Source organism: Bacillus rhizoplanae (assembly GCF_917563915.1).
Lineage (GTDB): Bacteria > Bacillota > Bacilli > Bacillales > Bacillaceae_G > Bacillus_A > Bacillus_A rhizoplanae.
The window spans coordinates 77,592-98,756 of sequence record NZ_CAKJTI010000002.1 but is presented as its reverse complement, the minus strand read 5'-3'; the positions used below and the strand labels follow the sequence as shown (position 1 = coordinate 98,756).

20 protein-coding genes and 2 pseudogenes are annotated in these 21,165 nt (G+C 36.6%); 6 read left to right on the top strand and 16 right to left on the bottom strand.

Features of this window, described 5'->3' with window-relative positions; all coding sequences use genetic code 11:
• Window positions 1–6: 6 nt before the first annotated feature.
• The 3 genes and pseudogenes from LRP84_RS02585 to LRP84_RS02575 all read right to left on the bottom strand — a co-directional run.
• On the bottom strand, window positions 7–1,152 hold the full coding sequence (locus tag LRP84_RS02585; protein ID WP_230573649.1) for an acyl-CoA dehydrogenase family protein: 1,146 nt from the start codon (window positions 1,150–1,152) through the stop codon (window positions 7–9).
• A 20-nt stretch (window positions 1,153–1,172) separates the two neighbouring features.
• The gene (locus LRP84_RS02580) at window positions 1,173–2,720 is read right to left on the bottom strand and encodes a fatty acid--CoA ligase (RefSeq protein ID WP_230573648.1); all 1,548 of its coding nucleotides are present in this window, start codon (window positions 2,718–2,720) and stop codon (window positions 1,173–1,175) included.
• A gap of 236 nt (window positions 2,721–2,956) precedes the next feature.
• Window positions 2,957–3,166: pseudogene (locus tag LRP84_RS02575) on the bottom strand (DUF6434 domain-containing protein); the annotation flags it as partial.
• 40 nt (window positions 3,167–3,206) lie between these two features.
• Here LRP84_RS02575 and LRP84_RS02570 point away from each other — a divergent pair.
• Together LRP84_RS02570 and LRP84_RS02565 are read left to right on the top strand one after the other, a co-directional pair.
• Window positions 3,207–3,518 carry an ArsR/SmtB family transcription factor gene (locus LRP84_RS02570; protein WP_230573647.1) on the top strand — a complete coding sequence of 104 codons (312 nt, stop codon included), beginning with the start codon at window positions 3,207–3,209 and terminating at the stop codon, window positions 3,516–3,518.
• A gap of 349 nt (window positions 3,519–3,867) precedes the next feature.
• Window positions 3,868–5,043 carry an MFS transporter gene (locus LRP84_RS02565; protein ID WP_230573646.1) on the top strand — a complete coding sequence of 392 codons (1,176 nt, stop codon included), beginning with the start codon at window positions 3,868–3,870 and terminating at the stop codon, window positions 5,041–5,043.
• A 183-nt stretch (window positions 5,044–5,226) separates the two neighbouring features.
• On the opposite strand, the gene LRP84_RS02560 is transcribed toward LRP84_RS02565, so the two are convergent.
• The 3 genes from LRP84_RS02560 to LRP84_RS02550 all read right to left on the bottom strand — a co-directional run bounded on the left by LRP84_RS02560 (window position 5,227) and on the right by LRP84_RS02550 (window position 8,176).
• Window positions 5,227–6,108 (bottom strand): DMT family transporter, encoded by an 882-nt coding sequence (locus tag LRP84_RS02560; protein WP_230573645.1) that lies wholly within the window; start codon window positions 6,106–6,108, stop codon window positions 5,227–5,229.
• 208 nt (window positions 6,109–6,316) lie between these two features.
• Complete coding sequence (locus LRP84_RS02555) at window positions 6,317–7,129, bottom strand: TrmB family transcriptional regulator (protein WP_230573644.1); 813 nt, start codon at window positions 7,127–7,129, stop codon at window positions 6,317–6,319.
• A 183-nt stretch (window positions 7,130–7,312) separates the two neighbouring features.
• On the bottom strand, window positions 7,313–8,176 hold the full coding sequence (locus tag LRP84_RS02550) for a YtnP family quorum-quenching lactonase (RefSeq protein ID WP_230573643.1): 864 nt from the start codon (window positions 8,174–8,176) through the stop codon (window positions 7,313–7,315).
• Window positions 8,177–8,469: 293 nt separating this feature from the next.
• On the opposite strand from LRP84_RS02550, the gene LRP84_RS02545 reads away from it, so the two are divergent.
• The 3 genes from LRP84_RS02545 to LRP84_RS02535 all read left to right on the top strand — a co-directional run bounded on the left by LRP84_RS02545 (window position 8,470) and on the right by LRP84_RS02535 (window position 11,030).
• Window positions 8,470–8,895: a DUF1259 domain-containing protein gene (locus LRP84_RS02545; RefSeq protein ID WP_230573642.1), complete on the top strand. Its 426-nt coding sequence runs from the start codon at window positions 8,470–8,472 to the stop codon at window positions 8,893–8,895.
• A gap of 469 nt (window positions 8,896–9,364) precedes the next feature.
• Window positions 9,365–10,312: a DUF1259 domain-containing protein gene (locus LRP84_RS02540; RefSeq protein ID WP_230573641.1), complete on the top strand. Its 948-nt coding sequence runs from the start codon at window positions 9,365–9,367 to the stop codon at window positions 10,310–10,312.
• A 145-nt stretch (window positions 10,313–10,457) separates the two neighbouring features.
• The gene (locus LRP84_RS02535) at window positions 10,458–11,030 is read left to right on the top strand and encodes a GNAT family N-acetyltransferase (RefSeq protein ID WP_335379631.1); all 573 of its coding nucleotides are present in this window, start codon (window positions 10,458–10,460) and stop codon (window positions 11,028–11,030) included.
• A gap of 151 nt (window positions 11,031–11,181) precedes the next feature.
• Here LRP84_RS02535 and LRP84_RS02530 read toward each other — a convergent pair whose 3' ends face one another.
• Window positions 11,182–11,895, bottom strand: a complete 714-nt coding sequence (locus tag LRP84_RS02530) for an SDR family oxidoreductase (protein ID WP_230573640.1) — start codon at window positions 11,893–11,895, stop codon at window positions 11,182–11,184.
• Between the two features lie 171 nt (window positions 11,896–12,066).
• Window positions 12,067–12,405, bottom strand: a complete 339-nt coding sequence (locus LRP84_RS02525; RefSeq protein ID WP_230573639.1) for a winged helix-turn-helix transcriptional regulator — start codon at window positions 12,403–12,405, stop codon at window positions 12,067–12,069.
• Window positions 12,406–12,725: 320 nt separating this feature from the next.
• Between LRP84_RS02525 and LRP84_RS02520 the strand changes: the two genes are divergently transcribed.
• Window positions 12,726–13,277, top strand: a complete 552-nt coding sequence (locus LRP84_RS02520; protein ID WP_230573638.1) for an NAD(P)H-dependent oxidoreductase — start codon at window positions 12,726–12,728, stop codon at window positions 13,275–13,277.
• 81 nt (window positions 13,278–13,358) lie between these two features.
• Here LRP84_RS02520 and LRP84_RS02515 read toward each other — a convergent pair whose 3' ends face one another.
• The 8 genes and pseudogenes from LRP84_RS02515 to LRP84_RS02485 form a co-directional block, all read right to left on the bottom strand.
• The gene (locus LRP84_RS02515; protein WP_230573637.1) at window positions 13,359–14,462 is read right to left on the bottom strand and encodes a Ger(x)C family spore germination protein; all 1,104 of its coding nucleotides are present in this window, start codon (window positions 14,460–14,462) and stop codon (window positions 13,359–13,361) included.
• Window positions 14,459–15,562, bottom strand: coding sequence for a GerAB/ArcD/ProY family transporter (locus LRP84_RS02510; protein ID WP_230573636.1), 1,104 nt, complete (start codon window positions 15,560–15,562; stop codon window positions 14,459–14,461). The genes LRP84_RS02515 and LRP84_RS02510 overlap by 4 nt, the downstream gene beginning before the upstream one ends.
• A 4-nt stretch (window positions 15,563–15,566) precedes the next feature.
• Complete coding sequence (locus LRP84_RS02505) at window positions 15,567–17,114, bottom strand: spore germination protein (protein ID WP_230573635.1); 1,548 nt, start codon at window positions 17,112–17,114, stop codon at window positions 15,567–15,569.
• Between the two features lie 302 nt (window positions 17,115–17,416).
• Entirely contained in the window at window positions 17,417–17,893 is a 477-nt protein-coding gene (locus LRP84_RS02500; RefSeq protein ID WP_437438757.1) for a cell wall hydrolase, read from the bottom strand.
• A 245-nt stretch (window positions 17,894–18,138) separates the two neighbouring features.
• Entirely contained in the window at window positions 18,139–18,342 is a 204-nt protein-coding gene (locus LRP84_RS02495) for an LPXTG cell wall anchor domain-containing protein (RefSeq protein ID WP_302850565.1), read from the bottom strand.
• 15 nt (window positions 18,343–18,357) lie between these two features.
• Window positions 18,358–18,441, bottom strand: a pseudogene (locus LRP84_RS22420) (Cna B-type domain-containing protein); the annotation flags it as partial.
• 55 nt (window positions 18,442–18,496) lie between these two features.
• Window positions 18,497–19,204: a response regulator gene (locus tag LRP84_RS02490; protein WP_230573632.1), complete on the bottom strand. Its 708-nt coding sequence runs from the start codon at window positions 19,202–19,204 to the stop codon at window positions 18,497–18,499.
• Window positions 19,201–20,808, bottom strand: coding sequence for a sensor histidine kinase (locus tag LRP84_RS02485; RefSeq protein ID WP_230573631.1), 1,608 nt, complete (start codon window positions 20,806–20,808; stop codon window positions 19,201–19,203). Before LRP84_RS02485 ends, LRP84_RS02490 begins: the two co-directional genes overlap by 4 nt.
• Window positions 20,809–21,165: the final 357 nt, after the last annotated feature.

The following is a 21,165-nucleotide window of genomic DNA, read 5'->3' as shown; positions in this document are numbered from 1 at the left end:
CTTTCATTACAATCCCATACTTTTCGCGATAATACTTTTCATAATTTCGTTTGTTCCGGCATAGATCGCACTTACTGGAATATCACGGTACCGCCTTGCAATCTCGTATTCTTCCATATATCCATACCCGCCGTGCAGTTGCATGCACTCTGCCGCTACTTTCTTCGCAAGGTCTGTTATCCACCACTTTGCCATCGATACTTTGGTAACGATGTTTTCCCCATGCATATGTGCCCTAATACATTCATCAATAAATGTGCGGCCAATTTCAATTTCTGTATACATTTCTGCGAGTCTGAATTGAACAGTTTGAAAATCACTTATACTCTTTCCGAATGCTTTTCGCCCTTTTACATATTCCTTTGTTAAACGCAGCATCACTTCTGCTGCAGTTATGGCAGCAATCGCGACAACGAGGCGCTCTTGCTGCAATTTGTCCATTAAATAATAAAAACCTTTTCCTTCTTCTCCTAACAAATTAGAGGCAGGAACTTTCACATCTTCAAAAATAAGTTCTGCTGTATCTTGGCTATGTAATCCAACCTTTTCTAATTTTTTCCCTCTTTTAAATCCTTCCATTCCTCTCTCTAAAACAAGCAAACTCATTCCTTTATGAGCTGGCTTTACAGTAGAATCCGTCTTACAAACAACAACGACTAAATCTGCATGAATGCCATTTGTAATGAATGTTTTTTCTCCGTTTACAACATAATGAGCTCCTTCCTTTCGTGCTGTTGTGCGAATACCAGCTAAATCAGAACCTGCTCCCGGCTCTGTCATCGCAATTGCAGTAATGTATTCACCGCTCACACATTTTGGAAGCCAACGTTTCTTTTGCTCTTCTGTTCCATATGCTGTTAAATAAGGAACGACAATATCATTATGGAGACTAATTCCTACTAAACTAGAACCAACCTTTTCTAACTCTTCATTTATCACAGCTGAATATCCAAAATCTGCTCCAGCTCCGCCGTATTTCTCCTCTACCATCGGACAAAGAAAGCCATTTTGGCCCATCTTTTTCCATAAGGAACGCGGAATAATACCGTCTTTCTCCCATTGGTTATAGTGCGGATACGCTTCCTTTTCTAAAAATTTACGGAAGGCATCACGGAAAATGTGATGCTCCTCCTCCAAATACGCATGCTTCATCGTATTCTCTCCTTATTTTTTCACCTCTGCCCTTCACTACGTATAATAAACTTTTGAATTTTCCCGCTCGCATTTCTCGGCAACTGCTCCGTAAATACATACTTGCGCGGGCGTTTATAATCAGCAAGTTTATCGCTTTGTTTACAATATTCATCTAGCATTTCTTCTGTAAGAGACCCGTCCTTCGAAACGACATACGCAACAACCCGCTGTCCCCACAGTTCATCCTTCTCTCCCAGCACCGCAACGTCTAACACACTTTCATGCGTATACAAAAAGTCCTCAACTTCACGCGGATAAATATTCTCACCGCCGCTCACGACCATATCATCAACGCGGTCTGCAACGTATAAATACCCATCGCTATCTACATACCCTAAATCGCCTGAATGATACCACCCTTTATATAAAGCCTTTTCTGTCGCTTCTTTATTGTTGTAATACCCTGCCATTACACACGAACCTCTTATAATAATTTCTCCAATTTCATATGGAAGTAATACATCATCCGGTTCAGACGGTCCATCATCGTTCGGACGGACAATGCGAATTTCATGATTATACCCAGCCTTTCCTGCCGAACCAACTTTTGAAAGCTGCTCATGCTCACGTAAAAACGTAACGGCTGGTCCCATCTCTGTCATTCCGTAAGCTTGTACTAATGAAACATTCAATTTTGCATCGCAAGCTTTCACAAGTGCAGGTGCCATCGACGCCGCTCCATATAAACCGTATTGAAGTGAGGATAAATCATACTGTGACAAATCTTCTTGCAGTATCATATTCCACATTGTCGGTGCCGCAAACATAACAGTCACCTTTTCACTTTGAACTGTCTCTAAGACAAGCTTTGCATCAAAATGATGAAGAATGATATTTGTTGCACCGCTATGTACTCTCGGAATAAAGCAGCAATGCAGCTCCGCGCAATGAAACATCGGCGCTGTTACAAGGCCGCGGCTATTTTCCGTGTAATGTAAATAAGCAACGCCCATCAAACTTTGATCAATAATCTCTCGGTGACGATGAAGCACACCTTTTGGATAACCCGTTGTTCCGCTTGTATACATAATGGAACAAATATCATCTTCTTTTACTTCTATTTTTTCAAAATATGGCGTGGCACTAGATACTTTTTCTTCATAAGAAATAGAAAACGTTGGCTGATCTTGATCAATGTACCAAAACTGAATGTGAGGAAATTGTGTATGAATGCTTTGTACTTGGGAGGATAATTGCTGTTCAAAAAGTACGATTTTAGGAGAAGCGTCTTCTAATATATAAGCAAGTTCTTGCGGCTTTAACCGAAAATTAATTGGATTGAATACAGCCCCAATTTTTGCACAGGCAAAACATGTCGTTGCCAGCGCACTACTATTAAAAAGAAATGTCGAAACGCGGTCACCCTTTCGTATCCCGCTTTGCTGAAGTGCATGGGCAAGTTTGTTTACCTGCTCGTTCCACTCTGCATACGTCCAGCGAACCTGTTTTTCCGGCTCAACAATTGCTTCCTTATTCGGATAACTTCCAACCGTTAATTCCAGCAGCTTCCCAATCGTCATATACACGATACATTTCCCCTCCCCATCCATTAAAACGCTTTCATTTTTTTGTTATCTTCTTATAAAAAATGGAATAGCTTGGGGTTATTATAACAATTTTCAGAATGTTTTAGAGGCGAACATTTCGACAAATAGTTACAACAAAACTTAGAGAAAACGCCTATTGGCCTCGATAATTTAAAAATGCCAAACAAATGCTTGTTTTTTCATATCACAAAAAATACTCAGAGGTGCTTAAGATACTAATGGTTAGGCGTATGTTTATTACTTCCGGGAAGTTTCTTAATGGTGTTCCAAGCTTTAATCGCTTCTTCATGACTTTTTCCTTTATTGTTTGAATCCGCAAAAAAGTCACGAACAAATTGATTATATTCAAATTGAGGAGCAATTTGTTTCTTATATGTTGGATCTTTCTTTCGCTCTTCTTCTTTATACCAGGCAGCTACAGCATCTCCTATTTACAAATCTATAAAAGTAGATATAATTGTTGTTATGGAACCTTCATTAATTTATAAAGCATTATCAAATGATACTAGAAGTCAAATCTTATTATGGCTAAAGAATCCAGAAAAGTTTTTTGACGAAAAACCTTATTTAGAACAAGGAATTAGTTTTCAAGTTGGAGTATGTGTAGGAGATATCCAACTCAAAACTGGCTTAGCCCAATCTGTTGTTTCTAGTTATTTATTAACGATGAAAAAAGCAGGATTATTAGAATCCGAACGAATTGGGAAATGGACGTATTATCGGCGAAATGAAAAAACAATACAAGAATTTTCCGATTACGTCCAAAACGAATTATAGAGTGAAACTTGAATCAGTGGGAGTTTTCTTCACCCCCACTGATTCTTAGTCTTCTCGAATTCTGCTTTTACAGGCCCTCACCATTTTGTGAAAGGAACCTTACTGCCCGTTCATGCAAGACAAATAGAAAGGAGGATTTTTTTTAAGATTTCATATCTAATTATACAGATATCTGTTATTGTATGTTTGGAAATTCCGTACATAAACAAAAGAACGATGACATTTTTAGCGATATCTCCTTGCAACAATATCCAACTATTTTTTATGTTAATGAATTGGATCCCTATAAATTTTAAGCATTTATGTATACAGACTTTTAAAATCAATATAAGAATGGAGATTTTTATAAATGAAAACAGTAAACCATCTACTTATTATTATGCTAGCAGTAGGTGTATTTGGAATTATTACAACAGAGATGAGTATTGTCGGCGTATTACCACAAATCACTCAAAAATTTGGAATTTCAACTGCACAAGCCGGATTATTAGTAAGTATATTTGCTCTAGTTGTTGCGATCTCTGGACCATTTTTAATACTGCTCGTATCTGGGATTAATCGTAAAATACTTTTATTAACAGCAATATCTATTTTTGCTATCTCTAATATGATTTACGCTTATACAACACAATTTGAAGTTATGCTCATTTTTCGTATTCTACCAGCAGCACTTCACCCACTCTTCTTTTCAATCGCTCTTGTAACTGCTGCAAAACTTGTCCCTCCAGAAAAAAGCGGTCAAGCAGTTACAAAAGTTTTTACGGGAATTACTGTTGGATTTGCTTTAGGTGTACCATTGACTTCTTACCTTGCAGAACAGTTTTCATTAGAAATTGCATTCCTATTTGGAGCATTTGTAAATGCTCTCGCATTTATCGGAATATTGATTTTGCTTCCTTCTATGCCCGTTGAAGAAAAAATGTCTTTTGGCAAGCAAATTCGCATATTGCGTAAATCAGCATTATGGTTAAATATCGCAACTGTTACCTTTCTTTTTGCAGCCATGTTTTCAGTATACAGTTACTTTGCCGAGTACCTTGCAAAAGTAACTGACATGAACAGCTCTCTCATCAGTATCATGCTATTCATATTTGGTGTCACTATGATTTTAGGTAATCATTTATTTGGAGTTTTTCTTCAAAAAAGTATAGTAAATACCATAATATTTTTTCCAATTTTATATTCAGTCGTTTATTTATTGGTTTATTATTTAGGGTCTTATCTTGTTCCGATGATTTTTATGGTATTCATTTGGGGAATCGTACATTCCGGCGGTTTAATTGTTGGTCAAGCATGGTTAATAAGTGAAGCAAAAGAAGCTCCGGAATTTGGCAATAGCTTATTCGTCTCGTTTTCCAACCTTGGAATTACTTTAGGAACCTCTATTGGCGGCTGGTTCATTTCTCGATTAGGCATTCACCAGCTTATCTGGAGCGGATTCACATTTACACTGCTTTCGTTTTTATTGATCATCATAAAACTAAAATTTTTCAACTCTAGTAACCAAGCATCGTTATCAAGCTAACATAATCTTATATCCATACAATCATGTAGCTTTGAAATAAAGTTTGATTAAATTAACGCTTTCAACTTTGATATAAGTTCAAATATAAAGAGCATGTTTAGATAAAAGATTAATCAAAACATGCTCTTAACATAAGTATATACAACCTCATTTTATAAAAAAATTTGATTAAAGTTTTACTACTCACGCTTCCGCTGCTAATCGTCTTTCTTTTTTAGGAGAATAACTAATCCCTACAAACACTAGCAAAATCCCAAGAAGCTGATAGACATCAGGATGGTAATTCAAAATAGTAACATCCAGTAAGATTGCAACAATCGGATCAATAAAGACTAAAATAGCAATGGTTTGAGCCTTTAATTCTCGCAAACTACTGAAAAACAAATAAAATACGAATCCTGTATGAATAAATCCTGTAACAAGGATATAGAACCAATTTTCAGTGGTAAGATGCATAAACTTTGACCAATCTACGAATGGAATCAATAATAAAACACCTAAACTCGTTTGAATAACCGTTGTTAACAACGGGCTAAGTGTTTGAATTCCCTTTCCCGTGATTGAAGTAAGTGCATAGAAGAATGCTGCTGCAAACGCCCAGAGAACACCTGTGGACAAAAATCCAGCAACGGTTGTATGTTGATGAATCCCTCCGGCTAACAGTGTTCCTACAAAGCAAACAAAGAAAAATAATAAACCTGTTCCTGTTATTTTTTCTTTAAAGATAAAGGAGCCTAATAAAAGCACAATAACAGGTGCTAAATGATAAATGGATACTGCCACAGTAATAGGCATTACTTCAAAAGAGCGAAAGAAAAAGACCCAGTTTATAACAAGAAATACACCACATAGTAAGGCGAGTAAGTACTCCCGGCGCGGAATAGAATTGTTGTGCTGCTGTTTCGTTGTTAATGCACGAAACCCCCATATTGCTCCTAAAAGAATGCTTGCAGAGAGGCAACGCACAAAAACCAATTCAATCGATGGAAGACCTGTTTCTATTGAAAATAAACCGATTGAACCAAAGATAGCCATAGAGATGGCAAATTTTAATTTTGCATACATCTAATCCCCCCAAAGTAGTTATAGTTATAACGACTTTTGTTTTATGATAAAGTGAAACTTCCATCAGTGGGGGGTTTTTCACCTCCCATTGATGGTTAGTTGAACCAATCGGGCTTTTACGGACAGTTATTCCCCACCTATCTTCCTTGCTTCTCTCAGCCTTAAGGTGGGGGACTTACTGCCCGTTAATGCGGGATAAAAAACAGCTTTACGCTAAGCTGTTTCTTCCCGTCATGACATGAATTAAATCTTCTCGCTTTTTCCATAGCTCATCTAGCTTTTCAGGACCGAACGCAGCTGTAATCTCTTCTACCATAATGTCGTGCCGAATGTATTCAGTAGCGATAAGAACGAGAGCAGGATCAGTTGACTTCACAGCCCACTCTGAACCTCTGTCGCTAAACTTAGCAATTAAGGCTTCTTCTTCATCTCGAATAAGAATGGTCAAATACCCGCCCATACGTTTACTAACAATGTCCGGTGCCATATAGTTGTGATGATACGTGTGTCCTAGCGTCTTATCTTCTGCTCCAAATAAAACTGTAAAAATAGGGATTGATCCTTCTTTCTCTCGAACGGCTTTTTCAATGTCTTTCACAATAGGAGACCAAATGGATAACCAAAGTTCTTTGTTTGCATCTCGAATCATCGAAAGCATTTCTTGAACAATATGTTCATACTGAACAATTCTAGTCACGACATCCACTTTCTGATCACTTTCTAATGTTGTAAGGGACGATTCTAGCACTTCTAATGATGTATTCATCTCTTCTTTAAGACGAGCGAGCAACTGTTTCGGCTCAACAGGTTTATAAACAATGGGATCAGAAGGAACAGTTTGAATTGCTCCTTTATCAAGTAACTTTCCCAATACCTCATAAATCATTGAGCGCGGGACGCCAGAACGCTTACTTAATTCATAGCCAGTGATGGCTGGTGATTTCAATAAACCTATATAGGCCTTACACTCGTATTTTGAAAATCCATGTTTTTGCAATTCAATAATTGCTTTCTCTTCCATAAGTCCTCCCTTATAGTAGTTATTGTATTAACTACTATAAAACATTCATGTGTAAATGTCTATATTTTCAGAATTTTTTCTAATACATAAAAAGTATCGGTCAGTGTAGACCGATACTTTGCATGTACTCATATGAGTTATCTTTTCATTCGCTTCATGTTTACTGATTCAAGTTTTACTCCATTACACTTCGCTCGGTACTTCTACTTCTTTACGTTCTAATTTTTCTACCATATGCCCCTCTTCGTCCCATTTCACCGCACGGTAATATGCATCGTGGTAGAACGTAAACCACGCTTTCTGCTCTGTTCCGTATTTCATCCATTTTTGTTTATTATCAATTGATGTCATTGGATAATCATCATACGCCATGACCCACAATACATTTTGATGCGCATGTGTTGGCAGTAGATCTGCTAAATGCAGCAATGTTTCATTTTGGCTTTGCGCAATGACAACCGCATGTCCATCACTATGTCCGCCTGTATGAACCATTCTGATTTCATCTGTAACATTAACTTCCTCTGTGAAGAGATGTACTTGATGTACAATTGGCTCCCAATTTTCTTTCCAATATGTATTGCGTGAACGGATATTCGGATTTCTCATTTCGTCCCATTCTGTTTGCGATACATATATTTTTGCATTCGGAAACGTCGGGACAAGCTTTTCACCTTCCCATTTCGTTAAACCAGAGGCATGATCAAAATGAAGATGCGTCATAAGAACATACTGAATATCTTCCGCTTTCAAACCGAGCTGAGCGAGCGATTGTTCAACAGATGACTCTTCTGTCACTCCTTGATTTCGTTTCATCTTCTCATTCATTTTGTTATTTCCCATACCTGAATCTATGAGCATATTTCCATCTTTCGTTTGCAGCAACAATGGATCTGTTCGTAAATAAATTTGATTTTTATCGTTATGGCTATATTTACGTGACCAAAGCGCTTTCGGCACAACGCCAAACATCGCTCCGCCATCTAAATGCGTATTTCCTCCTCGCAGCCATGTCACTTGTATATCTCCAATTTGTAGACGTTCCATTTTTGTATGCCCCCTTTTCTTTCATGTTATCATATAATTCAGAAAAAACAGCTTATTAAAGGAAAAGGAAGTTAAAATTTATGGAACAAGAGAGGTCGAAAAGACTGCTCTTGTTTTTTGAAATAGGAAATATTGAGCTTTTAGAATTCTTAAGTATATAAAACTATTAAAATATTTATATTAATTCTATTAATAGTACGTAAATAGTCCAAGCCTTTTCTCTATACTATGAATACTTTACTAGAGGGAATTGATTATATAAACCCCAAATATTTACGGAAAGAAGGTTTTTTATGGGTTCAAATAGTCATCGTTCAAATGACTCTATATGTGACTTATGTAAAGAATTTGGGAAAATCTTAGGTGGATCTGCAACAGTTACTCCAGAAGGGGTCTGCTTAGTACAAAAGTTTCGTGATATTAAAATTACTATTCTTGGACGTAGAACACACTCTCCACTGGTTAACCCACAGTTTTTTTCGTTTGAAGATGTTGATAGTAAAGGAAATGCGTTGAATTTAGGGGAAACAGTTCTTTTACAAGAAGAGGTTAATCCATTATTAACTGAACTTCGAAAAAGAGACATTATCGTTACAGCACTTCATAATCATTGGTTATTTGAAGAACCACGGGCTATGTATATGCATTTTGAATCAGTTGAACCACCATTAGAGTTTGCTAGAAAAATAAGAGCAGCATTTAAAGTATTAAAAAAATAGTTTGATTTTATTTATATCAGGGAGGAATTCTCATCAATCCTCCCTATTTCTGTTTCTATAAGGGCATTTCTAACCTTTTTTACATAATAGCTCTTATATCAGACCGCATCTATTCTCTGAAGCAGGTCGATTCACTCCCTTAACATGAGTTGTATAAAAGTCATAATAATAAATGTGCATTCCATTTCTAAAAGGAATGATTAGTCCTAACGAAGATGCCTTGTTCATCTAACAGCACTGAACCAGTCATTCCGTTTCCCCTCATTGGCTTATGAAATTCTTAAGTATTTGTTTTCTCCTACTAGCTATATCAATTAACCTTTTTTATATGCAACAAAAGAATCGAGACGTAATCGAGAATAAAAAAGCTCATTCACTAACGAGCTTTTATGTGTAAGAAAAAAGATGAATGGGGAATTATAATATCGTTTCCTAATATTTCACCATACATCTAAAAAGGAGTTAATCTATGCATAAGTGGAAGTATATTATAGTTACTTTTTTAGTTGTTGTTATAATTTATGATTTTCCATCGAATTCCTTGATTCAAGCGATGGAGAACCCTTCTTCTCCTAATTACAGTCATTCAACAAATCGTTTATCGCAGCAAGTAAACTGGAAACTAGTTGAGAAAACAATGGGAAAATCAGGTGCGATGAAGCCAGGTGAAGTCTTTTATATCAGCCTTCCACGTAGTGATTTACAAGTAAGTGTAAAGGGAATATCAATCCGAGCAAGTTTAGCCTTGGGGGGCTGGACCGCCTTTAAACAAATGGGTAGTCAAGCGATGGTTATGGGTGATTTAGTTCTTACAGAAAATGAAGTTCAACCTGTCATGGATCAACTTTTCCAACAAGGAATTCAAGTTTCTGCACTACACAATCATTTACTAGGAGAGTCAACACGTATTATGTATTTGCATGTGAAAGGGTATGGTAATCCAGTTCAATTAGCTAAAGGGATTAAATCCGCAATGAAACTAACAACAATACCATGGAACAACAAATTACCGAATGATTCGCATGCCTTTTCCATTGATCAACAGAAGCTTGATAAAATATTTAGACATAAAGGTACAGTTAGTGGTGGTGTTTATCACGTAAGTATTCCACGGTTAGAAAAAATCATGGAAAATGGCATGGAAATTCCTCCTGCTATGGGGGTAGCAACAGCAATCAATTTTCAGCCGACGAAAAATGGAAAAGCAGCCATAACTGGTGATTTTGTGCTTACTGCAGAAGAGATAAATCCTGTTGCAAGTACGTTACGTAAATACGATATTGAAGTAACGGCTGTACATAATCACATGTTAACCGAGAATCCCCGACTGTTTTTTATGCATTTTTGGGCAAATGACGATCCAATCAAATTAGCTAAAGCACTACGTGAAGCCATAGACAAAACTCATAGTATGTAGACTGTTTAGTTCGACTGCTAAATAAGGTAAAAACAAAAGTATTAGACTAAATAGTAGATGTATGACATATGGGAACCCCAAAATTTATTCTGTTTGATACAAATGAATTATTGGTTTACATCTCAATAACAAAGGGAGATGAATTATGTCGCTTATAACAATACCTATATTAGAAGGAACAAACATACTACTGCGTCCAATAGATCCAGAAAAGGATTATAAGCAGTGGTATGAGACCATGAAAGATCCTGAAATGCATCATTGGACAGGAAACACAGTTCCTGTAAATGCTGATGAAATTAAACAATTGCTTCAGAAGTATAAAGACCTAGAAGATATGATTGCTTGGTCTGTTATATTAAAAAGTTCAGGAGAAATGATAGGCACGTATTGGATTACTGTACCAACAGAGGATGAGAATAATCATTTAGTGATTGCTTCAGAAGCTCAGCGAATCGCACGTGAATTTTGGCGACAAGGAATTGCTCGTGAAGCTAGAACTTTAATATATCATTATGTGTTTTCGACATTAAAGGTGGATGAAGTTCATGCACAAGCTTGGAATAATAACATAAATTCATGTAGTTCCATGGAGAACATGGGATTTCAATTAGAAAAACAAATAAAACGGTTGTTTACTAAGTACAACCAAGTTTTTACGGAAAATCACTATGCTCTTTATAAAGAGGATTGGTTAAGCAAAAATAAATGTTGCTAACGGAATTTATAAAAGGGATTTTCCCCTTTTCAGTCTACAACTGAAATTTATCAAACATCGATAAATTCATAAAAAACGCTATTCTCTCTGTATGTTTCCACAAAAGAATAGCGTTTTCCCTTTATACTAAATATAAATTCATCTTAATCTACTAAATCAAAGTATGCCCACCTTCAACATGAAGAACCGTTCCCGTAACAAAACCGTTTTGCATCGCATATAGTACAGCTTTCGCTACATCTTCAGCCTTACCTACTCGCCTTGCAGGAAGTTTGTTTCCTAAGTCAGTATAGAATTTATTACGCGCTTCTTCTGCCATTTTACTGCGTGACGGTGTATCAATAATTCCAGGAGAAACAACATTCACTCGAATAGGAGCTAGTTCTAACGCTAACGTTTGGCCAAGATTAGAAACGGCTGCATTGACTGCACCAAGCGTTGCAGACCCAACCATAGATTTATAAGCAACAACTCCGGAAAATAAAGTGATGGAGCCATTCTCAGCAATCTTTGATGCACCATATTTTGCAGAATAGAATTGTCCCCAAAATTTATTTTCAAACAACTGACGTGCTGCAGCTGTATCTGTGTCAATAAAAGAGCCCCCGGATGTTTCTGCCGCTGTAACAACTAAATGATCCATCGTACCGACTTGTTCAAAAAAGGATTGAACTTGTTGTTCTTGCGTTGTATCCAGCGTATAAACTGTTACGTTTCCTCCTAAATGATCCTTCGCTCTCTGTAACTTTTCCTCAGAACGACTAGCAATGATAACCTCAGCATCTTGCAGGAGTGCAAGTCTCGCTGTTTCTAAACCAATTCCAGAACTTCCACCGATAATTACAATCTTTTTATTACTTAACATGTTCATTTCCCCCAGTTTTTCTTGTTTTGTTTTGCTGAGGTTATTGTATTTCTAATACTTTATTTTTGGAAGTAGTGATATTAAATTCACATAGTTACATTTTAGAAAGTTTCTTTTTTAGCAAGAAATGTACGCACAAAAAATTTATTTTTTATCTCGTTTCAAAGCTCTTTATAATGTTAACCCGAAGCGCTTTAATTCAATAAAAATACTTTCTAATTGTTTTCCTTTCTCTGTTAATTTGTATTCTACCCGCGGAGGAACCTCTGGGTATACCGTTCTTTCCACGATCCCTTGTGCTTCAAGTTCCTTCAAACGAAGTGAGAGGGTTTTCGGGCTGATTCCATCCATTGATTTTTGTAAATCGCTAAATCGCATCGTTCCTTCAATAAGAAGATCTCGAATAATTAAAAAAGTCCACTTTGTTCCGATCACGTCAAGTGTTTTCGCAATGGGACAAACTTGCCCTGGTGTTCCTTTTGTTAATTCAATTGGATCCATGCTACTCATAGAAACACACTCCTAAAAATTTTTTGACTGATTTCCTTTATGCTATCACAATTCTATCCTTACGGTAACTATATGAAATAAATATCACTACTTTCCAAAAGGAATCAACTATACATACAATATCATTAGCGACTAGACGCTATTTTAGAAATAAGGGGGTATTGAAAATGAGGATAGAAAATTATTGAAGATTGGCACTTAGAGGATCATCTTATTCTCATGCAACGACTCGGTATCGTACTTAAAAATAAAACTACTTTGAAAGATTTCGAAGTTTTTAGAATCGCTAACACATTATCGTATAAAGGGGAAAAATAAAGATGAAAAATATACTTATTATAAACGGGCATCAAACATATAGATCAGCGGAAGGAAAACTAAACAAAACATTAACAGACAACATGGTGAATATATTAAGTCCCGAGAATCATGTACAAACAACAGTCATTCAAAACGGATATGATATCGAAGAAGAACAAAATAAGTTTTTATGGGCTGATATTCTAATCTTCCAAACACCTATTTATTGGTTCAATGTTCCAGGATTACTGAAAACATACATGGATGAGGTATATGCTTACGGATTATTTTTCAAAGGCTCTGAGCAATACGGAAGAGGCGGATTATTAACTGATAAACACTATATGTTCTCGACTACATGGAACGCTCCCGAAAAAGCATTTAACGATCCAACACAATTCTTTGGAGGAAAAAGCTTAGAGGACGCACTCAGTCATTTACACCGGATGCAAGAGTTTATCGGTATGAAACCGTTAAAGAGCTTCGCTTGCTATAATGTAATAAAGAACCCTGATGTTGATAAATTTGTATCTGAACTAAATACACATCTAGAAGAAGTATTACCACTTTAATTTACTTTCACATTAGAAAAGCCCCCTTCAGATCTTCTGAAGGGGCTTGCAAATTATACTCAATTTTCATCCGTATCTTAATTACTTAATCGTTCCCATCCCAGCAACTTTTACACTTACCTTGACATTTACATCTCCCTTTGCCAATTCCTTATCCCATTGATTTTGGACTTTTTTCCACTCTGGATATGTGTAAGTTCTTGCATATTTACCAAGTCCAAAAGGATCGATTTCGGCTGCTTGTATTTTCTTTATTAAGTGCTTGAAATCAGCTTCCAGCTTAGTTTCAATAGCTTTTTGCAGCTTTGCTGCGTCCTTTCTTGTATTGAACGGAAAAAGCCGTTCTGTAATGATGATTCTCATCTTTACATCTGTATTAAATATAAAACGACCGTCATATTTTGCCTTTGTCTTTACCTTGATATTTTGAGCAGCAAAGCTGATCCAATCTTTATTACGATCATCCGTTTTCGGCTTGATTGGCAGTGTAAATAGAAACTCACCTTTAGTTTCATGCTGTAAAATACGTAATAATCTGTTTTCATCCGGTGTTAGCGTTAATTTATATCTGCCTTTTTCGTCCAACAAAGCCGTTCCTGTCACCCATACTCTATTCTTTTTTTTCATCTCGGTAATACTCGCTGTCATCCCTTTATCTGTCATTTGTTGATGAAATTTTTGAAGAGTTGTTTTTACCGTAACATTTCTTAAATAGGCGGTATCAACTAATTTTGATAAATACAAAGGGAGCCGAGGCTTATCTTTTGGTCTATAAAAAATTACGTCCGAAACAGGTCCATCTACAGCGACAACCCGTGCAGTAACCGTATTTTTTGGATCACGGTAAAATGGATCAAGGTAATCTTCCCAGTTTTTTCGTTTTAGCAGCCGTTTTCCAACTAAGAAGACTTGAGTTTTGCTTCCCGATGTTAGCGCCATAACCGTAGCATCAAATTTCTGTCTAGACTTTCGAACCGTAACAGACTTTACACCAGAATTTTCTTCCTTTATCTGTGCTTCTTTATTAAACACAGGACTTGACATGTATACCAATAAATTATTATTGCGATCTAAATCAATACCAAGTATAAGAGTAAGAGAAACATCTTCAACATTTGTTTGATCAAAGCATCCCGTCATCGTGAACGTCAATAACAAAATGCAACATAGTACCTTCTTTTTCAATGTATCCCCCTCCGGCTATACTTCTCATATACCCAGCTGTACATCCATAAAATCACAGGTGATATATACGTCAATCCTAATCCAGCATTTGATATTGCCTGTTGCCAAACCTCAGATTGATTCCAAGTAGGATGGGTCAAAAATACGAAACCGATAATGCACAATAATAAAACAATGACGTGAGAGCTATGATCTTCTTTTCCAAGTAATTGACTAGAACAAAATACAGCGCAGTATATGCAAGGGATCCAGGCTGTGGAAACAACAATTAAGTAAACAGCTAATAAAACCATGTCAAAGCGTTCTAAAAAACGAAATTCAATTACTTTAAGTAAATTTAGTACTGGTTGGTTAAATTCTGTAATGCTATCAGGGCTAAAATAGGAAAAGCAAACAAGAGTAGCAAACAGATAGAATAACATCGTCAAAGTATTTGCAATAACGAATCCATGGACCGCGTACTGCTTTTTTTGTAAAAAAGGATACAAAAAGAACGTAATATCAAATCCTAAATATGCAAAAATAGTAGTTGGCACAGCTGTCAATATCGGATTCCATCCATCCTTCAACAATGGAAAGAAAGGCAGCCAACTCCAACCACCTCTTAGCGGTATCAAAAAAAACAGCGGAATCCAAAGCATCATATAAAAAGCGAGTTCGCAGTATCGTCCTATAATACGAAGGCCGTTGCGTGCAACAAGAAAAATAGGAATTGAAAACAAAAATATAATGATATAATCAGGCGTTTTCGGGAGAAGCCACGCCTTAAGATAAAGCATAGCGTTCACAAGAACGATACCGGAATAACAAGCGAAGTATATCGTGTAAATAACAACTAGTGCTTTCCCAACTATTTTTCCAAACAATCGTATAAGAATGTCATAAAGCGTGTCCTCTGGATATCTTGCAGATGTTTTAATTATAAAAATACCGGATATTGTGGAGAATACCCAGCCGATAAGTATAGCTATCCATCCATCTGTTCCAGCTTTTTCTGCAAGCACTCGTGGGAGAGATAAAACTCCAGTTGCCACCTGCATTCCATTAATTATAAAAATATACTGCATAAGAGTGATGTCATTATAGGCATACTTTTTCATAGTTTCACCTTTTATTGTGGTTTTTTCCTTGGCGAATAGATTGAATAGCTCTCGTACCCTTAGGACGACTTCTCATTGCCCATAGAGGAAAGCGTACAAAAGCATCCTTCATATCCGCAAAGCGAAATGGTGCTAACGGAGTCCCATAAGGAGTACCTAACGATTCAAGACTGATGAGATGCGCAATTAATGTCATCCACCCGATAACAATTCCTACAATTCCAAACAAAGCAGCTGATATCATCATAGGAAATCGCAACAATCTGACTGCCGCTCCCATATCATAATTCGGAATGATAAAGGAAGCGATGGCTGTAACAGCAACAACAATAATCATAATGTTGCTTACAATTCCCGCCTGAACAGCCGCCTGTCCAATGATAATCCCCCCTACAATTCCAACTGTTTGACCGATAGGAGTAGGTAGCCGCAAAGCTCCTTCCCTCATCATTTCTAAAGTCATTTCCATAAGCAGTGCTTCCATAACTGGAGAAAATGGTACGCGCGTTCTTGATTCCGCAATAGATAAAAAAAGCTCCACAGGAATGACTTCAAAATTAAAGGAAATAAACGCAACATAACTCGCAGGCAAAAATAGAGCAATCATAAAAGCGATGAAACGAAGTATCCGAATAGACGAGGCAACTAACCAACGTGTCCCGTAATCATCAACTCCTTGAAAAAAGGATATAAAATTTGTCGGAGCAATCAATACATTTGGAGAATGATCTACAACAATCACAAATCTTCCCTGGAGAATGTGAGATACAGCTAAATCAGGTCTTTCAGTTAATATAAATTGAGGAAACGGTGAATACGGATTATCTTCAATGAACTCGATAAGTTCACCCGTACTAATGACAGCGTCCACCATAATATCTTGAATCCGTGTTTCCAATTCTTTCAGCACATCTTCGGAAGCTACATCTTTCAAATATAAAATGGAAATCTTCGTTTTACCCCGCACACCAATTGTAATCTCTTTTAACATTAATTCTCGATGAGGAATGTATCTCCGAATCAATGCGATATTTTGACTTCCAGTTTCTACAAACCCTTGATGAGCACCTTTTAGTGATATTTCATTCCTAGAATCTTCAATATTTCTTTGCGGCCATCCTTTCGTATCTAATTGATGCGCTGTAGTCTGGCCGTGAATAAATAAAACGCTATCTCCTTCCAAAATAGCACTTTCAATTTTGGTCCACGTATCGACGACTTTGACCTGCCCTAATGTAATGGGCAGATCCATGTTAGGATCACGGACGCTATTCATCAAAGGACTTAAAACATGATTTTGAATCGATCGCTTGTCTGTTAAGCCAGACAAATAGACTAAAGCTGCTTCTAATCCATCGACTGTGATTGGAAACGGACGAATGACCAAATCAGGAGATTGACAGAAGAGTTGTTGAAGTTGAGCTATGTTCTTAGATAAATTAACGTCCAAGGGAGAATCTTCTATGTTTTTTTCCTGAAAATGAGTATTATTGTTTATTTGAAAAGACTTTGAATTGCGTTTACCTTTTAATGGTTTCAGAAACTTAAACATAAACTCCATCCCTTTCTGCATTTCATAACTATTTTTTATTATGTATTCTTTAAGGGAAAATATTCTAATTCTTATCTCCATTCATTATTCGCGAGCTGACAAGAGGTAATATCATTTTCTATGAATACAACAAAAAAACACCTCATTTTGGAAATGAGGTGTTTTTTTCGTATGTCGAATATCGTCGAGCGGTCTTTATGTTGTGTCGAAGCGCCGATATATTGTAAAAAACGCCGATAAATGATGCACTTGCGCCGATATATCATGAAAAGCGCCGATATATTCGTCCCAAGCTACTTACTCTATTTTCCGCTATATACCTTCGGACATTCATCTCCAGTCGGTTCGTAAAAACAATGATTCTTATATTGTCCTGCATGAGGTTGATCCCACCACGTAGGAGGACAATTGCCAACTGGACGAAAGAACCAAAGAGAATATACACCTGGCCATATGCGAGCATAATTCAAACATTTTCTTGCCATTTCTTTGTCGCTCTCTCTTGCTCGTTGGTAGAAATACCCTTTCGTCACTGCTTCAAATCCGCCTGGCTGCTGATACACCATTTGTGAAATATTTGTAATTTGTTTAAAATCCAAACAATCGCACATTACACGATTCACACCAACTGTTCCTACTGCCATCATACCTTGTTGCCCTTCACCTTCTGCTTCCGCTCTCATAAGACGAGCAAGTAAATCGACATCACTTTCTGTATAGGCAATTCTAGTCACTTTTATCCCTCCGTTCTCCCTATAACTATATGCAGTAAAGAGCATTTGTTTAAAAAAGACATGTTCTAAATAAAGTGAAACTTCCATCAGTGGGGGTTTTCTTCATCCCCCACTGATGGTTAGTTGAACCAATCGGGCTCTTACGGGCAGTTAGCTCCCACCTATCTTCTTTGTTTTCTCAGAACCTTGAGGTGGGAGTCTTACTGCCCGTTAGTGCGGGATAACAAAAAAACCGAATAGCGACTTGTTAACTTGTCTACTACTCGGGTTATCGTTAATAAATAATCTAATTATTTAACTCTTTGACGAAAGAATAGGATTCTACCTAAAACAAACAATATCATACCTCCAGCAATTGAAATCATCTCCGCTGGTGTTCCTCCTGTTTTAGGAAGTAATACTGTCGTTTTATCATCTTCTTTAGTAGGTGGAACTTTTGAATCGCTATTCGTGTTTGGATTGTCTTTAGGAACTTCGACTGTTCCGTCCTTGATTTCTGTATTCGTGATATCATAACCGTTTACTTCTGATTTGTATCCAGCTACTAGTTGTTCTTTCACTTCATACTTGTATGCTTTGCCGTCTGCATCGTATGCTACTAAATCTTAATAGATTTTGTAATTTTAAAAAGCAGCTTCCATAAGCTGCTTATATATACAACTGTATTTTTGTTTCATCAATACAACGCAATTTACTTACCGGTCTTCCTACCTGCTGATAAACCATTTCATTTTCTAAAACTCCAATTTCAATTAAAAATATGACATACTTTCGAATAGACACCCTTGAGATTCCAACTAATTGCGCCATTTCATCTGTTGTAAATTCGTTTCCACGGAGCGATTCTATTTGTTTCCAAATTAACTGCAATGTTTGTTTTGTTAATCCTTTTGGAAGTTCTTTACTTACGTGAGATTCTACTTTTTCTTTTTGTAAAATCAGTGCATCTAGTTCGGATTGATTAATCTTTTGTTGCGCCTTCATAAATCTAAATTTCTCACGATATGCAGTTAACGCTTCCTTAAAACGTTCAAACGTAAATGGTTTAATTAAATAGTCGACAACTCCATATTGCAGTGCTTTTTTAATACTTGCCATATCATGTACCGCTGAAATCATCATAACATCAGTTTCTTTTTCTTTATTGCGGATATGCAATAACAATTCAAACCCTGTATCACCAGGCATAAAGATATCAAGCAGTATAAAATCTATATGAGATTCCTCTAATATTTGTACTGCTTCGTTTACGGATTTAGCTATATGAACAAGTTCAAATCCTCCAACTTGTTCTAAATAATGCTTATTTAGCATCGCCACCATTGGGTCATCTTCTACAATTAAAACTTTGATCATTTTCCTATCTCATCCCTACTTTTATATGGTATTTCAATTGTGATGGTCGTTCCCTTTCCTAAGACGGAATCGATATATATGTTCCCTTTTATGCGCCTTATACTTTCATTTACAAGATATAAACCATACCCTCGATTTTCACCTTTTGTGGAATATCCTTTGACGAATATTTTATCCACTTCTTCTTTCGGAATTCCATTTCCTGTATCGGTAACTTTAATAATCAATTTATCATGATATTGGACGGAAACATGTACTTGCTTATATTCACAACTCGCCACCGCATCTAGTGCATTATCAATTAAATTTCCTCCAATTGTAATGAGTTCATGAATCAATCTCTCATCATCTGGATCTGGTAAATACGAATCCTCACTTATAGTCAGTTCTATTCCCTTTTCTCTCGCATAGCTAAGCTTGCCAAGCATAAACCCTGCAAACACGGGATTTTTTATTTTCCTCATCACACCGCCAATTTCATATTGATGCTCTGATACCATGCTACTAACATACGTCTCTAATTCTTCATAATTTTTCATATGTGTTAGCCCTAATACAACGTGCATCTTATTCATAAATTCATGAGATTGTGCCCGTAAAGCCTCTGCATATAGTCGAATACCCGTTAACTGCTCTGCTAATTTTCTCATTTCCGTTTTATCACGAAATGTTGCAATGACACCAACAATTTCACCCTTTACGTATAGAGGAACTCGATTCGTAACAATTGTAATCCCATGTAGACTTTGTTCCTCATCGAGCTGCGCTACTCCCGTTTGTAATACTTCTTTTATCCTTGTGTTCGGCATATACTGCTCAATGTCTTTACCAATACACTCTTCTTTGATTCCGCTTTTCTCAATTAACCGTTTCGCTTCGTTATTAATTAAAGTAATCCTCGCATCTTTATCAATCGCAATAATTCCTTCTTTGACGGATTGTAGCATCGTATTCCGCTCTTCTAAAATTTTTGAGATTTCACTAGGTTCGAGGCCAAATAAAATTTTCTTAATATGTCTAGCTAATAAAATAGCACCTATAACACCAACTAAAATTCCAACACTAACACCGATGTAAATAATATGTCTACTCTCCTTAACCCTTTCTTCCACATTATCAGCTGAAATTCCAACAGCAACAACCCCAATTTGTTCTTTCGCTTCAGAAAAAATGGGTACAAATACCCGCATAGATCTCCCTAATGTTCCTTCTGCTTTTGATACATGTTCTTTTCCTTTCATGGCTAAGCCTTCATCGCCCCCAACAAAATGTTGGCCGATCTTCTTAGGATCTGGATGAGACTTTCTTATTCCATTCATATCCATGACTACAATGAATTGAACATCTGTATTTTTTAAAAGTCTATTCGTATACGCTTGAATTTCAGATGCATCTTTTCTTCCCGTTAAAGCATCGATTACGAGCGGTGAATTTGCTGTAATACGTGCAACTGCTTTAGCTTTTTCCATTTGGCTTTCTTCTGTCATACGCTCGACATGATGACTAATTAAAATGTCTGTTACAAGCAAAGACAATATGACAACCGTACATACTAGCAATGTAATCGTTGTCCGTAAACCTAACAAGTTTTTTCTTTTTCTCATCTCTCTATTTTCTCCCTTATTTCTTCTATACCGCATGCAAAATCTATATTTACTTATTCTCTTTAATGAAAACAACACTTTTTATAAGTAAAATCATCTACATTACTTTACTAGTTTTAATACAAATATACTATAGTTCCAAAAGGTCCATACAGATTTCTAGATTTTGGTACAAAAATAGAAAAAAGAGCATAAAGTGAAACTTCCATTCGGAGATGCTTTTCCTCCGAATGGTTAGTTGAACCAATCGGGTACATGCCAGCAGTTACCCCCCATCTATCTTCATCGGATTCCTCACAATCTTGAGGTGGGGGTCTTATTGCCCGCGAATAGCGGGATAAAATTTACTGAAGAGCC

Coding starts and splice junctions, on each gene's coding strand:
- LRP84_RS02565 (WP_230573646.1), top strand. CDS start 3,868: ATGAAAACAGTAAACCATCTACTTATTATTATGCTAGCAGTAGGTGTA.
- LRP84_RS02535 (WP_335379631.1), top strand. CDS start 10,458: ATGTCGCTTATAACAATACCTATATTAGAAGGAACAAACATACTACTG.
- LRP84_RS02500 (WP_437438757.1), bottom strand. CDS start 17,893: ATGCTCTTTACTGCATATAGTTATAGGGAGAACGGAGGGATAAAAGTG.
- LRP84_RS02585 (WP_230573649.1), bottom strand. CDS start 1,152: ATGAAGCATGCGTATTTGGAGGAGGAGCATCACATTTTCCGTGATGCC.
- LRP84_RS02525 (WP_230573639.1), bottom strand. CDS start 12,405: ATGAGTAGCATGGATCCAATTGAATTAACAAAAGGAACACCAGGGCAA.
- LRP84_RS02555 (WP_230573644.1), bottom strand. CDS start 7,129: ATGGAAGAGAAAGCAATTATTGAATTGCAAAAACATGGATTTTCAAAA.
- LRP84_RS02570 (WP_230573647.1), top strand. CDS start 3,207: ATGGAACCTTCATTAATTTATAAAGCATTATCAAATGATACTAGAAGT.
- LRP84_RS02550 (WP_230573643.1), bottom strand. CDS start 8,176: ATGGAACGTCTACAAATTGGAGATATACAAGTGACATGGCTGCGAGGA.
- LRP84_RS02545 (WP_230573642.1), top strand. CDS start 8,470: ATGGGTTCAAATAGTCATCGTTCAAATGACTCTATATGTGACTTATGT.
- LRP84_RS02540 (WP_230573641.1), top strand. CDS start 9,365: ATGCATAAGTGGAAGTATATTATAGTTACTTTTTTAGTTGTTGTTATA.
- LRP84_RS02490 (WP_230573632.1), bottom strand. CDS start 19,204: ATGATCAAAGTTTTAATTGTAGAAGATGACCCAATGGTGGCGATGCTA.
- LRP84_RS02505 (WP_230573635.1), bottom strand. CDS start 17,114: ATGTTTAAGTTTCTGAAACCATTAAAAGGTAAACGCAATTCAAAGTCT.
- LRP84_RS02485 (WP_230573631.1), bottom strand. CDS start 20,808: ATGAGAAAAAGAAAAAACTTGTTAGGTTTACGGACAACGATTACATTG.
- LRP84_RS02530 (WP_230573640.1), bottom strand. CDS start 11,895: ATGTTAAGTAATAAAAAGATTGTAATTATCGGTGGAAGTTCTGGAATT.
- LRP84_RS02520 (WP_230573638.1), top strand. CDS start 12,726: ATGAAAAATATACTTATTATAAACGGGCATCAAACATATAGATCAGCG.
- LRP84_RS02510 (WP_230573636.1), bottom strand. CDS start 15,562: ATGAAAAAGTATGCCTATAATGACATCACTCTTATGCAGTATATTTTT.
- LRP84_RS02560 (WP_230573645.1), bottom strand. CDS start 6,108: ATGTATGCAAAATTAAAATTTGCCATCTCTATGGCTATCTTTGGTTCA.